The organism is Winogradskyella pelagia, from assembly GCF_017581965.1.
In the GTDB taxonomy this organism is placed as follows: domain Bacteria; phylum Bacteroidota; class Bacteroidia; order Flavobacteriales; family Flavobacteriaceae; genus Winogradskyella; species Winogradskyella pelagia.
On the sequence record NZ_JAGEVF010000005.1, the window covers coordinates 142,945 to 157,823 of the forward strand.

Sequence of the window (14,879 nt, forward strand, 5' to 3'; positions counted from 1 at the left end):
AAAAGCTATCCAAAGTTATAACTACGCCAAAGTGGCATATTATTTTTTGTTTTTATAATCTAAAGCCGCCTTTATAAAAGCTACGAATAGCGGATGTGGATTTGCTACAGTACTCTTATATTCTGGATGATACTGCACACCAACAAACCAAGGATGCGAAGGAATTTCAACAATCTCCACAAGACCGGTTTCTGGATTAAACCCTGTTGCTTTCATACCAGCATCTTCAATTTGTCCTTTATAGTCATCATTAAATTCGTAGCGGTGCCTGTGACGCTCTTTTATTGTTGTTTCTCCATATATACTGCCGACCAAACTATCATCTTCTAAGGTACAGTCCCAAGCACCAAGACGCATGGTACCTCCCTTATTTATTATGTTTTTTTGAGACTCCATTAAATCAATCACAGGATGTTGGGTATCTGCATCCATTTCACTAGAATTAGCATCCGAAAGTCCTAAAACATTTCTAGCAAATTCTATTACTGCCATTTGCATACCTAAACAAATTCCTAAAAATGGGATATTGTTTTCACGCACATAACGCACAGCCTCAATTTTGCCTTCTATACCGCGCTCACCAAAACCTGGAGCAACCAGTACACCATCTAAATGTTGTAACTTAAATTCTACGTTTTCTTCATTAAGGTAGGCCGAATGTATTGACTCTACATTAACCTTTACCTCATTTTCTGCCCCTGCATGAATAAAGGATTCTAAAATTGACTTGTACGAATCCTGAAGCTCTACATACTTGCCAATAAGACCAATGGTTATTTCACTTTTTGGATTTTTGTGGCGCTTTAAAAATTCGTTCCAACGGCTTAAATCTGGCGTATCACTTTTTAAATTGAGTTTCTCCAAGACCACTTTATCCAGACCTTCATCTAACATTAAATTAGGCACATCGTAAATAGTTGATGCATCTATAGACTGGATAACCGCTTCTTTTTTTACATTACAGAAGCGTGCCAACTTTGTTTTAATACTATCACTTAATTGATGTTCGGTTCTACACACTAAAATATCGGCATGCACACCACTCTCCATTAAAGTTTTAACACTGTGCTGAGTAGGCTTAGTCTTTAATTCACCCGCAGCTGATAAAAAAGGAATTAAGGTTAAATGAATCACTAGTGCATTATGCTCACCCAAATCCCATTGCAATTGTCTTACGGCTTCTATATAAGGTAAGGATTCTATATCACCAACGGTACCACCAATTTCTGTAATAATGATATCGTAATCTCCAGAATTACCAAGAATTTGTATTCTGTGTTTAATCTCATTTGTAATATGCGGAATAACCTGTACTGTTTTCCCTAAGAATTCGCCACGACGCTCTTTATCTATAACACTCTGGTAGATACGGCCTGTAGTTACATTATTGGCCTGCGAGGTCGCCACGTTTAAAAAGCGCTCGTAATGCCCTAAATCTAAATCGGTTTCTGCTCCATCATCGGTAACGTAGCATTCGCCATGCTCATAAGGATTTAGCGTACCTGGATCTATATTAATGTAAGGGTCTAACTTTTGTATGGTTGTTCTGTAACCTTGGGCCTGTAATAATTTAGCCAAAGATGCTGCGATGATACCTTTCCCTAGTGAGGAAGACACACCGCCAGTTACAAAAATATACTTAGGAGTTGTGGTCATGTTGCGTTATTAAACGCAGGCAAATTTACAAAATAAAACGAGTTAAATGGGTATTGTTTAAGGTTTGTTGATATGTTAATAAAATCAATACCTTTTTAATTAAAACCCTTCAATATAGTGATGCGATTAACTAGATTTAAAATTTTTTTCTAATGGTGTGGATTATAGATTCCAAACCATTGATTTTAATTTCGTGCATTTGCTGCATCATAAAACCTAATTTACCTTCGGGAAATCCTTTTTGGTTAAACCAAGTGTAGTAGTACTCTGGGATATCAATAAGATATTCGCCCTTGTATTTTCCAAAAGGCATTTTGTAATTGGCCAATTCTACTAAGGCCTTTTTGTTATCACTAAAACTCATTTTGAGCTAAATTCTTGTAAACGTTCTAATTCCTTTGCAATTGTGCTTTGCCAAATCTTTTGAGCCTCCCTGTTTATAGAGTGATTGGTTTCTGCATCATAACGTTTTTGGGTTTTATTTACGGCTTTATTAATATCGTTTTGGAGATTGGCCAATTGCTGTCTTAAATTTTGGTTAACCCGAATACTTTTTAATCGCTTCCTAAAATGTCGCGCATAGAGTTCGGTAATGTCAAAATGCAACTGCTCGTGTTTGAGGATATAACCATCGGCTTTATCTTTTAGGTACCAGGATTTATTAGGATAAAAATGGGCTTGCACATTAGTATTATAATCTACAATTCTGCCATCCCTAGTTTTAAGAGAATACCCAAACGATATGCCAGATGAGGTTTGCGCTAAAGCAGACGAATTAGATTGTGGTCTTGCTTTAAAATCCGCCCAAGTTAATGGTCTATTATCCTTCCAACTTAAAGCCTCATCATTGGCTTTTGGCTGACTGAATACTAACAGTAAGAATAGAATAATCCCAAAAAAATTTAAGTGCATTTATTTCCAATTAAAGGTTACATCCTTTTCTATTTCTGGATGTAAACTGTAATGCACAGGACAGGTATTTGCAGTACGCTCTAAGATTTTTTTTGCTTTATCATCTGGACTGCACGAAAAATTTAGCACAACGATTATTTTTGAAATCCGTCTTGGCGAACTTGCCATAATCTTAGTCACTTCTGCGGTACTGCCAGATAAGTCCACATCTAAATCCCTCGCCTTTATACCCATTACTGTGAGCATACAACTTGCTAAACCTGTGGCTACAGTATCTGTAGGAGAAAACGCTTCACCTTTACCATTATTGTCTAAAGGGGCATCTGTAATAAATGAATTGCCAGACTTTAAATGAACACTTTCTGTTCTTAGATTACCTAAATAGGTGACTTTTGAGGTCATGTTAGTTGGCTTTTACAATTTTTAAGTCGTCATACTTTACAATATAAAGTGCTTCATTCGTATAACCACCAAATAAGGACTTGTTATATCTAAATTTATTCTCTATGTGCTCTGTAGCAATATCTGAAGTTGATGCCTCATACAAATCTTCGCCTGCTGCCAATCTCATGAGGACATCTAGCGTCACATCAAAACCTCTACAGGCATATTTACTTGGAGATACTCTATACATTTTGCGATAGGCCTTCTCGAATGATTTTGAAGTCGATTCTTCAAAATCCCTGTTAACCGATGCGTAATGAAATTTTAAGTTAGACAAATGGTTGTTATCAATATTTTTACCTTCAAAGGCTTTGTTCTTATCCAAGGTCACCAATACAATCTCTATATCTTCTATTACAAGACCATTTAGCATACTAATAACACTAGACGCTAGAGCGTTACTGTCAGTTTCTAGAAATACAATTGTTTTGCCTGGAGCAAAGACATTTTCTAAATCTACGGGATATATAAAGAAGCCATCTTTGTCTGACTTTTTAGCTTTACGTGAGAATATTTGTTTGGCCGCTGGAAATTCAGCTTTTAGTTGATTACTAATTGGCCTGTGCTTTAAATCAGAAATAATCACCACTTTATTTTTGGTACTATCGGCTTTGACAAAATCTAACATGGCCTTTTCTAATAACTTATTCTCTGGTATGGTTTGAAACACGTTAGAATAGACTTCCTTTGGCTTTGTCAATGCTGCTATGACAGGTATTCTATCTTCTTTTAATCCTTTGGCAACTCTATCAAAAGCATCGTTATTCATTGGGCCAATTACAGCATCATATTCCGAAAAATCATTTTCTTCTAGCAATTCTCTTGTTCTTGCGGTTTGATAACGTGTATCCATAACCTTTAGATCAGTTGAAATTCCAAGACGCTTAGCCGAATCTATAGCCATCAATGCTCCAGCATGAAAATCCAAAACTACAGAGAGCAGGCGTTTATCTCTAATCATCTCTTTTGTTTCTTGCACAGAGTCCGTGTCTATTCTATTTAACTGAAAGGGCAGCATTATCGCAATTTTCTTAGTGCTAAAATTATTGAGTTTACCGACCAAAGATGCACTTTCAATGGCTTCTCCAAGTGCCTCGGATTCGGCATCAGCTGGTAACTTTAAAACCATACCTGCTTTTAAACCACTTTCTTTTAGCTGAGGATTTAAAGTCTCTAACTCTTCTTGAGTCAACCCTAATTTTACTTTCAATCTATAAAAGCCTTCCTTAGGTAACACCTCATAGTATTGATAGGTAGTATCAATTGCCTTTTCTTCCGTTACCTTAATATTAGGAACGTTCAATTGGTCACCTGGCTGAATGACATCATTCATACCAGGATTTAAACTTTCGAGCTCTTCTGCGGTAATACCAAACTTATAAGCGATACGCCATTTCCCTTCTTTAGGTAAAACGGTATATTTTCTTACCGTATTGGATAAGGTTTGCTTATTGATTATGGTTCTATACTTTGGAATTCTTAAGCGATTTCCCTTTTTAAGGTTCTCTGAATATAAAAAGCGATTGGCCTTTTTGATTTCATCTTCAGTAACGCCATATTTTTTTGAGAGACTGTAGAGCGTTTCCTTACGCTTAACTTTATGATTCTTATAGCCAATAAGATCCCTAAATTCATCTGGAATAGGCTCATTTTTTACTTTAGAGTTAGGTATGATTAAAGTAGAGCCAGGTTGCAATTTAGATTTCGCATCTGGATTTAGAGCAAATATATCGAAAGGTGTTACTAAATATTGCTTGGCAATTGCTTCGATAGTCTCTCCTTCCTTAACGGTATGCGTTTTATAGTTTTGCGCATTGAGATGAAAGGTCAATACAATGAATAAAATGCCTAAAATCGTTCTCATATATGTCATTAATTCTTTTTAGTTGGAAACAAACTAGACATTATTGTCACTTTTATTCCCATTCAATCGTGGCAGGTGGTTTAGAACTGATGTCATATACCACTCTATTAACGCCTTTTACCCTATTTATTATTTCATTTGAGGTTTTCTGTAAAAATTCGTAGGGCAGATTTACCCAATCTGCCGTCATACCGTCTGTACTTTCTACAGCTCTAAGCGCCACACATTTTTCGTAAGTTCGCTCATCACCCATTACGCCCACACTATTAACAGGTAGTAACATCGCACCAGCCTGCCAAACTTTATCATAGAGATTCCAAGATTTCAAATTATTGATAAAAATGGCATCGACCTCTTGTAATATACGTACTTTCTCACGAGTTAGATCTCCAAGGATACGAATTGCTAGGCCTGGCCCAGGAAAAGGATGTCGTCCCAGCAATTGACTATCCATATTCATAGATGCGCCTACACGTCTTACCTCATCTTTAAATAAGGATTTTAAAGGCTCAACCACTTTTAACTTCATAAAGTCTGGCAACCCACCAACATTGTGATGACTTTTTATAGTTGCACTCGGTCCACCTGTTGCTGAGACACTTTCTATTACATCTGGATAAATAGTGCCTTGGGCCAACCATTTTACATCTTGTATGCTATGGGCTTCATCATCAAAAACCTCAATAAAAACTCGACCAATAATTTTTCGTTTTTCTTCTGGTTCGCTCTTACCTGCTAAGGCGTCCAAAAAACGTGCCGAAGCATCAACGCCTTTTACATTGAGCCCCATTCCTTCGTATTGGTGCAATACGTCTTCAAACTCATTTTTTCTAAGGAGTCCGTTGTTGACAAAAATGCAATACAGGTTTTTACCTATAGCTTTGTGCAAAAGCATTGCCGCTACAGATGAGTCCACACCTCCAGATAAGCCTAAGACAACTTTATCATTTCCTAATTTTGCTTTAAGGTCATCTACAGTTTCCTCTACAAAAGACTGTGGTGTCCAATCTTGATTGACTCGTGCAATTTTTATTAAAAAATTATGAAGCAATTGATGTCCATCCGTTGAGTGGTATACCTCTGGATGAAATTGAATAGCATAGGTTTGCTCGTTTTCTATTTTAAATGCTGCATTTTCAACATCTTCGGTACTTGCTAATAACACACCACCTTCTGGAAGTTGCTTTATGGTATCGCTATGACTCATCCAAACTTGGCTGCCCTTGTGAATATTCTCAAAGAAATCCTCTTCCTCTTTAATATAAGCCAAATTGGCTCTACCATATTCTCGCGTGTTAGATTCCGATACTTCTCCACCAGAGAAATGTGCCAAATACTGGGCGCCATAACAGACGGCCAAAATTGGTTTCTTACCTCTAATGTTGCTCAAATCTGGATGAAGCGCTTCATCTGACCGGACAGAAACCGGACTACCTGATAAAATGACGGCATTATAGCTCTCTAATTGATCTGGAATTTTGTTGTAAGGATAAATTTCTGAGTAGATATTTAACTCTCTTACACGGCGCGCAATTAACTGGGTATATTGCGAACCAAAATCTAAAATAAGTACCTTATTGTGTTGCATGTGCAAAAATAATAATTGATTTCAGATTGTTGATTTACCAATGGCGATTTTTTAAATAGTTTTTAACAGAAAACAACAATTAAACTTAGCTATTGAAAAAACTACAAATAGCTATTTTTTAAAATTGTAAAATTGAGAATTCTGGTTTTAAAGGCTCTAGATTGTCTAACAGACTAGGAATGAGATCCTCGCCATACTCTAAATACAATTCAGAAAAGTTAGAGTTACGCTCTTGTAAACTTTCATTAGGAAACAACTGCTCTTGTAGGCCAGTAGAGCGCTCTATTTGGTCTTTTAATTTTCTTTTTTGAGCCTTTAAAAGTCGTTTCTCCAAATGCTTTAGCCCCTTAATTTGCTTAACTTCTTGAGCTTTTACAGCTCCAAGAAATGATTTATCCGTTTGTTCGGCCAATCGGTGTAAGTTCTGGAATTGTTTTTCTAGATGACTTATTTGCTCAGAAAAATCAATATCAATATTGGAGATTTTTCTAACGTGCTTATTGATAAATGTATTTCGTTTTAAAAATAAGTCGGCATTAGATATATCTAATTTTTCCAGCTTGACAGCTTGTTTTTTAGATTTTATTAAAGCTGAATTTCTGAGTAAAAGGATAGGAAACGTCACCTTTTGGGCTTCAAAGCTAGACTTTAATTGCAGCCAATAAATCATTTCGCCACCACCACCAATGTAACAAAGGTTAGGCAATAGTACTTCTTGATATAATGGCCTTATAATAACATTAGGTGAGAAACGTTCTGGATGCTCGTAAAGCTCTTGTTTAAGCTCCACTTTATTCCAAGATATTTCTGAATCTGCGACAGAAAACCGACCATCATTAAAAATAATACGTCCACGTAAACCTTCGGTAAGATAAAACAAATTAATCTCCCTAGGATTTACCTGAATTTTTAAACCCAACTGCTCTAAATGGCTATTGGTTTCTGAGACTTTATTAAATGCAATTTGATCGAACAGTTCTTTTTCTAGTTGCGGTAGTAACAATTGTTTTAGTTCTTTGGCATTTGCATCAATGACTACCAAACCGTGTTCTCCAAATAAAGCATTAGCAAGATATCGTGTGGCATCAGCTAGAGTTTCATGTTTGAGATAGGCTTCTTTAAACCAAGTCTTCAATTGTTCTGCGTTTTTACCTGGACCAAATTCGGCAGAAACAATTTCTAAAACATCTTCTAGACCACTTGTACTAAAAGGGCCAACGGCTCCAGACTGATTAGAATTCCACTGTATCTTTTTGCCTTTAAAGTTAAAATAATTGATTTCCTCAAAATCGTGATCTTCAGAGGCCATCCAATATATCGGAACAAAATTATAACTCGGATAAGTTTGTTTTAATTGCCTGGCAAGATTAATGGTTGATACTATTTTGTACAAAAAGTATAAAGGCCCTGTAAAAAGATTCAATTGGTGCCCTGTAGTGATAGTAAAGGTTTTGCTATTTTTTAAGGCGCTGATATTATTTAAGGTCAATTTTGAGAGTTGAAGTCCTTCATATTGATCAGAAATGATCTCTGAAAGTATGGCTCTCGAACTATGGTTATACGCCTTTTCCTTTTCAAGGATTTGATGCTCGAAATTTTCTAAACATGGAAACCTGTTATAAAGCCTTTTTAATTCTGAATCTTCAGCAACATAACGGCAAATAAAATCAGAAAAATATCCCGTTTCCTTATAGGGAATAAAATCGGTGGTTAGGTTTTTACTCATTAATTGTTGCAGAATCAACCTTTGACAAGGTTTTCATAGATGTTAACAAAGGCATAAATATAAGGTACATCATTTTTTTAACTGCTAATTTTTAGTTAATTCGCATGGACTATACGTCTTGGTACAATCAACTAACTCTTTTTCAATGCGACAAATTTTTCTTCTATTGGTTTTAAGTCTCGGACTACAAAGCATCATCTGTGCTCAAATAATACCAACCCCTACCGATGTTTTAGGCTATGAATTAGGTGAGCATTTCAGCAGGCATCATCAAGTAGTAGACTATTTTAAGACCGTTTCAAAAATTAGACCTAAACAGGTAGTTCTAGAACAGTACGGCCTAACGAATGAAAGACGACCACTTTATCTGGCTTTTATTTCTAGCGAAGAAAATATTGCCAACCTAGATAACATTAGGCGTAATCATCTAAAAAATGCTGGAATTTTAAAAGGTGAATCCTCTAACCCGGAAATTGCCGTGGTTTGGTTAAGTTACAACGTTCATGGAAATGAAGCCTCTAGCACAGAAGCCTCTATGCTTACCTTATATAACCTTTTAACCGAGCAACAAGACCTTTTAAAAAATACGGTTGTAATTATAGACCCTTGTATTAACCCAGATGGTAGAGATCGCTATGTCAATTGGTATAACGAAACTTCTAGTCAGCCAAACGATATTGACCCTCAAGCTAGCGAACATAACGAGCCTTGGCCAGGTGGAAGACCTAATCACTACTTGTTTGACCTCAATAGGGATTGGGCTTGGGCAACCCAAATTGAAACGCAATCACGACTAAAAGTATATAACACTTGGATGCCTCATATCCATGTAGATTTTCATGAGCAAGGAATTAATGAACCGTATTATTTTGCTCCTGCAGCAGAACCTTTCCACGAGATTATTTCAGATTTTCAACGTGACTTTCAAACTCAATTAGGTAAAAACCATGCCAAATATTTTGATGAAAATGGATGGTTATTCTTTACGAGAGAACGCTTTGACTTACTGTATCCAAGCTACGGTGACACCTACCCTACTTTTATGGGAGCTATTGGTATGACCTATGAACAGGCTGGACATGGCAGGGCTGGTCTTGGAATTATTAACGACGAAGGAACGCTTCTTACGCTTAAGGACCGACTATTGCACCATACAACAACTGGAATTTCTACAGTTGAAATGGCCTCAAAAGAAGCGAAAAAACTGAATTTTGAGTTCTCTAAGTTTTTTGATAATTCTGATTTAGAGTATAAGAGTTTTGTACTTAGTGGAAATAGTGATAAAATCAATGCCGTAAAGCGCTTATTAGACAAACACGACATAGGGTATGAGAATCCTAATAGAGGTAAGGTTTCAGGATACGACTACGGCAATGCTAAACAAGGTAGTTTACAGGTTACAGAAAAAGACCTTGTTATACATACCAATCAACCTAAGGGTAAAATGGTAAAAGCACTATTTGAGCCTAATGCTAAACTTTCAGATTCGTTAACCTACGATATCACCGCATGGAGTATTCCTTATGCTTATGGATTGGAGGCTGTAGCCAGTAAATCTAAAGTTTCAAGTTCAGAATTATCAGCTATTAAAACCCTACCAACCATTTCTGAGGCATATGGCTATGCTTTTCATTGGGATACTCTTAATGATGGTAAATTTTTAGCAGAATTACTCCAAAACGATTTTAGAGTCCGTTTCACGGAAAAACCATTTACCTCAAATGGTGTTAGTTTTGACCGTGGGTCATTAATAATTACTAAAGGAGACAATACGCATTTAGACAACTTCTTATCAGATTTAAAAACTATTATTCAAAATCATGAGCAAGAAGTATTTTCAATAGCGACTGGTTTTTCGGATAAAGCTCCAGATATAGGGTCGCCAGACATTAAGTTAATCAATAGACAGAAAGTTGCTATCCTTTCAGGCAATGGTACTTCGTCTTTGAGTTATGGTGAGCTTTGGCACTTTTTTGAAAAGCAATTACGGTATCCATTGACTTCGATTAATACGGATAACCTAAACCGTACAAATCTAGATAACTACAACGTGTTGATTATACCAAATGGGTATTACGGTTCTGTAATTAACAAAAACGGTCTCAGTAAAATCAAAGATTGGGTAAGGCAAGGTGGAAAAATAATTGCAATCGGTAATGCCTTACGAAGTTTTGCAGGTAAAGAAGGTTTTGGCTTAACCGAAAAAAAATCAGAAACAAAAGAAGGGTCTACTAACCTAATGGCGTTTGCAGATAGAGAACGTGCCTCAACTAACGATATGATAACTGGTGCTATATTTAAAACCAAAGTGGACAATACACACCCTATGGCTTACGGTTATCCGTCGGACTATTTCACCTTAAAATTGGGAACCACTAGCTATGACCTATTGAGTAGTGGATACAATGTTGGGTATATCGCAGCACCAAACGTATATTCTGGATTTGCGGGTAAAGCTACCTTAAGCAAACTAGAAAATTCAATGATTTTTGGTGAAGAACGTATGGGGAGTGGAAGTTTTATTTATATGGTTGACAATATTCTCTTTAGAAGTTTCTGGGAGAATGGAAAGTTATTTCTGGTCAATTCTATTTTCTTCGTAAATAATAACGCCTTTGAGCTTTAAAACAAATTTTATAATGAAACAAATTACAAGTACCATATTAATTCTATTTTGTTTAGTTTTTATTTTCGGTTGTGAAGGCGAGAAAATAAATACATCCAAAAGTGAACTCAATGTAGATTTTGAAAAATTCACTTTAGATAATGGATTAACCGTTATTCTCCATGTTGACCGATCAGACCCAGTTGCAGCTGTAGCTTTAACAGCTCACGTAGGTTCAGCGCGCGAAAAAGAAGGCAGAACTGGCTTTGCACATCTCTTTGAACATTTGTTGTTTTTAGAATCTGAAAATTTAGGAAAGGGAGGTTTAGATAAAATGAGTGCGAGAATTGGTGGCTCTGGTGCAAATGGCTCTACAAGTAGAGACCGCACTAATTATTTCCAAACCGTTCCCAAGGATGCTTTAGAAAAAATGATTTGGGCAGAAGCCGATAAACTAGGTTTTTTTATTAATACAGTGACTGAGCCAGTATTAGCTAAAGAAAAACAAGTAGTCAAAAATGAAAAACGCCAGCGTGTAGACAACCAGCCTTATGGCCATAATTCGGCTGTAATCAACAGTAATCTATATCCTAAAGGGCATCCCTATAGTTGGGAAGTTATAGGCTCCTTAGAAGATTTACAAAATGCTACGCTCCTCGATGTTAAGGAATTCTACAAGCGTTGGTACGTTCCTAATAACGTTATTCTTACAATTGCTGGAGATATAGATGTAGAGCAAACAAAGGATTGGGTAAAAAAATACTTTGATGAAATTCCACGAGGTGAGGATATTCCAGAAATCAAGAAACAACCCGTCAATCTAAAAGACTCTAAGCGCTTATACTACGAAGACAATTTCGCAAGACTGCCTAGACTTACAATGGCATGGCCTGGAGTGCCACAATACCATGAAGATTCCTATGCACTTAGTGTATTATTGGATTATTTGTCAAATGGAAAAAATGCACCATTACATAAAGTATTAATCGATTCTGAAAAGCTTACCGACAATGTGCGATTTAGACAAAATAACTCAGAAATAGCCGGACAAATAATGCTTTCCGTTACAGCATTTAACCAAATAGACCTTAATACTGTAGCCAAAGCTATCCAAGATGGGTTTAAGGATTTTGAGAATAATGGTATTTCAGAAAAAGATTTAGACCGCATTAAAGCTAAACAAGAAACCAATTTCTATAGAGGTTTATCAAGTGTACTGGGGAAAGGGTTTCAACTAGCCCAATACCAAATATTTGCGGGCGATGCCAACTACATCAATGAAGATATTAAGCGTATTTTGGCAATAACTCCTGCAGATGTTAAACGTGTATATAATACATATCTAAAAGACCGTCCTTTCGTAGCAACAAGTTTTGTGCCTAAAAACCAAAGTGATTTGGTGTTACGTAACTCTCAACTTGCCAATGTTGTTGAAGAACAAATTGTAGATGGTGCTGAAGAATCCTTCGACCCTAAACTTATGGCTAACTACGAAAAAACACCTAGCAGCTTTGACAGAAGTATTGAGCCACCGTATGGAGAGCGACCTGAATTAAAAATTCCTGAAGTTTGGAAAGAAGAATTAGAATCTGGATTAAAGGTTTATGGCATTGAATATTCTGAAGTGCCCTTAGTTCAATTTCAACTGCAATTAGAAGGTGGATTGCTTTTAGAACAAAAAGACAAAATCGGTGTTTCTAATCTTTTGGCCGCTTTAATGACAAAAGGTACAGCCAATAAAACCGCTGAAGAATTAGAAATAGCGATAGAAAGTATAGGGGCTACAATAAATGCTTATGCTACAGACACTAATATTACAATTTCTGGGACTACGCTTTCTAAGCACTACGATGCTACAATGGAGCTGCTCACTGAGATTTTGCTATATCCGCGCTGGGATATGGAAGAATTTGAACTTTTAAAACAAAGTACTTTAAATGGTATACAACGACAAAAGGCAAACCCTAACAGTATTGCTTCTAATGAATTTGCAAAGCTTCTTTATGGTGATAATAATGTGTTGTCATACAATAACAACGGTACAGAAATCTCCGTAAAAAGTATTTCTATAGCAGATTTACAAGAGTACTACAGTTCTAACCTTACACCGCAAAATGCTAAACTCCATATTGTTGGTGACATTTCTTCGGAGGAGGTAGCAAAAGCCCTACAAGAAATTAATACCAACTGGCAATCTAAGTTTGTTGAAATACCGGAGCTGCCAATTGCCAATTCAATAGATGCTTCTAAAATATACTTTTATGATGTTCCAGGAGCTAAGCAATCCGTACTTAGAATTGGCCGTTCAGCCCTTAAGGCAACCGATGATGATTACTACGTTTCTACAGTGATGAATTATCGCTTAGGTGGTGGCGGGTTTGCCTCTCAACTTACTCAAGAGTTGAGAGAAACCAAAGGTTATACTTATGGCATAGGCTCTAGATTTAGCGGTAATAATTATACAGGGACATTCTCTATAAGTAGTGGCGTTAGATCAAATGTAACTCTAGAATCTACGCAATTGATTATTTCCATTCTAGAGAACTATGGCGAAAATTTTAGTGCCAGCGACCTAGAGGTCACAAAAGGATTTACAATAAAAAGCCAAGCTAGATCCTTTGAGACATTAAATGCAAAACTCAACATGCTTAGTGATATTAGTAATTATGGTTTTTCTGATGATTATGCGATTAAAAGACAAAACAAGGTGAATGATATGACATTGGATGAAATTAAATCACTTATAAATAAGTATATCACCCCGAACCAAATGATATATTTAGTCGTAGGAGATGCTAAGACCCAGTTTGATAAACTAGAAGCTCTTGGATTTGGCAAGCCAATTTTACTCAATGAGTAATCGCTAATTTCGTTGGTATCAGCTTCTCAAGAATTGATTATCTTTAGAGTACTAATAAAAAACAATTCAAAATGAAACTAGGTGCATTTTCAATAAGTCTAGCAGTTAAGGATTTGAGTACATCTAAAGCCTTCTATGAGAAGTTAGGATTCGAAGTTTTTGGAGGAGCAATGGACAAAAACTACATTATTATGAAAAATGAGTCCACTTTAATTGGCCTATTTCAGGGTATGTTTGAAAACAATATTCTTACTTTTAATCCAGGCTGGGACGAAAATACTCATACTCTAGAGCATTTTGATGATGTCCGAGATATCCAGAAGGATTTAAATTCTAAAGGGATAACATTTGTTCAAAAAGCGGATGAAACTACTACGGGTCCGGCCAGCTTTGTTATTTTAGATCCCGATGGTAATGCCATTTTGGTGGATCAGCATGTCTAGGCTATTCTATTTGTCTTAACATAAGATCAAGAAATATCCAGAATATTGCGCGTATCTTCGTTAAAAATTGTTGGATAAACGTGTCTCAAACCACTATTCTTTCATTATTCCAATATAAAGGATTTAAACCAAAATGGCATGCGCTTGGCCGTATGGGACGTCCACCGTTACGCAATCAAAACTTCCAAGGATTAAGCTTTTGGAAACCCTTTGGTACTGGCAGTGGTAATGGTTTTTCTATTTGGCCAGACTTTTCAACGTTTGGGCTACTTACTGTATTTGACTCCGAGGACAATGCCAAAAAATTTCTTAAAAACAAATCACTTAAGGAATATGAAGCGCCTTCCATAAAGCATTCTCACGTTTTAATGCACTCTATAAAAGCCCACGGTCAATGGAGTAAGCAAGAACCTTTTGTGTCGTCAGTGGGCCACGACCCGTCAAAACCACTTGCCGTTATTACAAGAGCTACAATTAAACCTAAACTTGCACATAAATTTTGGTGGCATGTGCCGTCCGTATCAAAATCTATGGATGGCCACAAAGGGTTGATTTTCTCCAAAGGTATTGGCGAGTGGCCTATTTTTATGCAAGCTACATTTTCATTTTGGGAAACTGGGGAGGATATGATGGCATATGCCTATAAAAATCAAAAGCATGCGGAAATGGTAAAAAAAACACGAGAACTAGGATGGTACTCCGAAGAGTTGTTTTCGCGCTTTCATCCTTTTGAAGTTAGAGGCCATCTCATTGATTTTAAATTAAAGTAATCCCTTTCCGC

11 protein-coding genes are annotated in these 14,879 nt (G+C 36.5%); 4 read left to right on the top strand and 7 right to left on the bottom strand.

The features are described 5' to 3' along the window. Positions 1 to 39: 39 nt before the first annotated feature. From pyrG to bshC, 7 genes are all read right to left on the bottom strand, one after another. A complete protein-coding gene (gene pyrG, locus J4050_RS08235) occupies positions 40 to 1,656 on the bottom strand; it encodes a CTP synthase (protein ID WP_208154094.1) in 1,617 nt (538 codons plus the stop codon). A 136-nt stretch (positions 1,657 to 1,792) separates the two neighbouring features. Next, complete coding sequence (locus J4050_RS08240; RefSeq protein WP_208154095.1) at positions 1,793 to 2,020, bottom strand: DUF3820 family protein; 228 nt, start codon at positions 2,018 to 2,020, stop codon at positions 1,793 to 1,795. Next, positions 2,017 to 2,568: a DUF922 domain-containing protein gene (locus tag J4050_RS08245; protein ID WP_208154096.1), complete on the bottom strand. Its 552-nt coding sequence runs from the start codon at positions 2,566 to 2,568 to the stop codon at positions 2,017 to 2,019. Before J4050_RS08245 ends, J4050_RS08240 begins: the two co-directional genes overlap by 4 nt. Continuing rightward, on the bottom strand, positions 2,569 to 2,970 hold the full coding sequence (locus tag J4050_RS08250; RefSeq protein WP_208154097.1) for an OsmC family protein: 402 nt from the start codon (positions 2,968 to 2,970) through the stop codon (positions 2,569 to 2,571). A gap of 1 nt (position 2,971) precedes the next feature. Continuing rightward, positions 2,972 to 4,876, bottom strand: coding sequence for a LysM peptidoglycan-binding domain-containing protein (locus J4050_RS08255; protein WP_208154098.1), 1,905 nt, complete (start codon positions 4,874 to 4,876; stop codon positions 2,972 to 2,974). Positions 4,877 to 4,928: 52 nt separating this feature from the next. Next, positions 4,929 to 6,464 carry a glutamine-hydrolyzing GMP synthase gene (gene guaA / locus J4050_RS08260; protein WP_208154099.1) on the bottom strand — a complete coding sequence of 512 codons (1,536 nt, stop codon included), beginning with the start codon at positions 6,462 to 6,464 and terminating at the stop codon, positions 4,929 to 4,931. Positions 6,465 to 6,582: 118 nt separating this feature from the next. After that, positions 6,583 to 8,190 (bottom strand): bacillithiol biosynthesis cysteine-adding enzyme BshC, encoded by a 1,608-nt coding sequence (gene bshC, locus J4050_RS08265; RefSeq protein WP_208154100.1) that lies wholly within the window; start codon positions 8,188 to 8,190, stop codon positions 6,583 to 6,585. 145 nt (positions 8,191 to 8,335) lie between these two features. Between bshC and J4050_RS08270 the strand changes: the two genes are divergently transcribed. From J4050_RS08270 to J4050_RS08285, 4 genes are all read left to right on the top strand, one after another. Next, positions 8,336 to 10,816, top strand: coding sequence for a M14 family metallopeptidase (locus J4050_RS08270; RefSeq protein WP_208154101.1), 2,481 nt, complete (start codon positions 8,336 to 8,338; stop codon positions 10,814 to 10,816). A 13-nt stretch (positions 10,817 to 10,829) separates the two neighbouring features. After that, positions 10,830 to 13,655, top strand: coding sequence for a M16 family metallopeptidase (locus J4050_RS08275; RefSeq protein ID WP_208154102.1), 2,826 nt, complete (start codon positions 10,830 to 10,832; stop codon positions 13,653 to 13,655). A gap of 71 nt (positions 13,656 to 13,726) precedes the next feature. Beyond that, on the top strand, positions 13,727 to 14,098 hold the full coding sequence (locus tag J4050_RS08280) for a VOC family protein (RefSeq protein WP_208154103.1): 372 nt from the start codon (positions 13,727 to 13,729) through the stop codon (positions 14,096 to 14,098). 80 nt (positions 14,099 to 14,178) lie between these two features. Beyond that, positions 14,179 to 14,868, top strand: coding sequence for a hypothetical protein (locus J4050_RS08285; RefSeq protein ID WP_208154104.1), 690 nt, complete (start codon positions 14,179 to 14,181; stop codon positions 14,866 to 14,868). The last annotated feature ends 11 nt before the right edge of the window (positions 14,869 to 14,879 follow it).

Bases quoted from the DNA above. Each gene is read 5' to 3' on its own strand.
- bshC (WP_208154100.1), bottom strand. From the start codon at position 8,190: ATGAGTAAAAACCTAACCACCGATTTTATTCCCTATAAGGAAACGGGA.
- J4050_RS08245 (WP_208154096.1), bottom strand. From the start codon at position 2,568: ATGCACTTAAATTTTTTTGGGATTATTCTATTCTTACTGTTAGTATTC.
- J4050_RS08280 (WP_208154103.1), top strand. From the start codon at position 13,727: ATGAAACTAGGTGCATTTTCAATAAGTCTAGCAGTTAAGGATTTGAGT.
- J4050_RS08250 (WP_208154097.1), bottom strand. From the start codon at position 2,970: ATGACCTCAAAAGTCACCTATTTAGGTAATCTAAGAACAGAAAGTGTT.
- guaA (WP_208154099.1), bottom strand. From the start codon at position 6,464: ATGCAACACAATAAGGTACTTATTTTAGATTTTGGTTCGCAATATACC.
- J4050_RS08240 (WP_208154095.1), bottom strand. From the start codon at position 2,020: ATGAGTTTTAGTGATAACAAAAAGGCCTTAGTAGAATTGGCCAATTAC.
- J4050_RS08270 (WP_208154101.1), top strand. From the start codon at position 8,336: ATGCGACAAATTTTTCTTCTATTGGTTTTAAGTCTCGGACTACAAAGC.
- pyrG (WP_208154094.1), bottom strand. From the start codon at position 1,656: ATGACCACAACTCCTAAGTATATTTTTGTAACTGGCGGTGTGTCTTCC.
- J4050_RS08255 (WP_208154098.1), bottom strand. From the start codon at position 4,876: ATGAGAACGATTTTAGGCATTTTATTCATTGTATTGACCTTTCATCTC.
- J4050_RS08275 (WP_208154102.1), top strand. From the start codon at position 10,830: ATGAAACAAATTACAAGTACCATATTAATTCTATTTTGTTTAGTTTTT.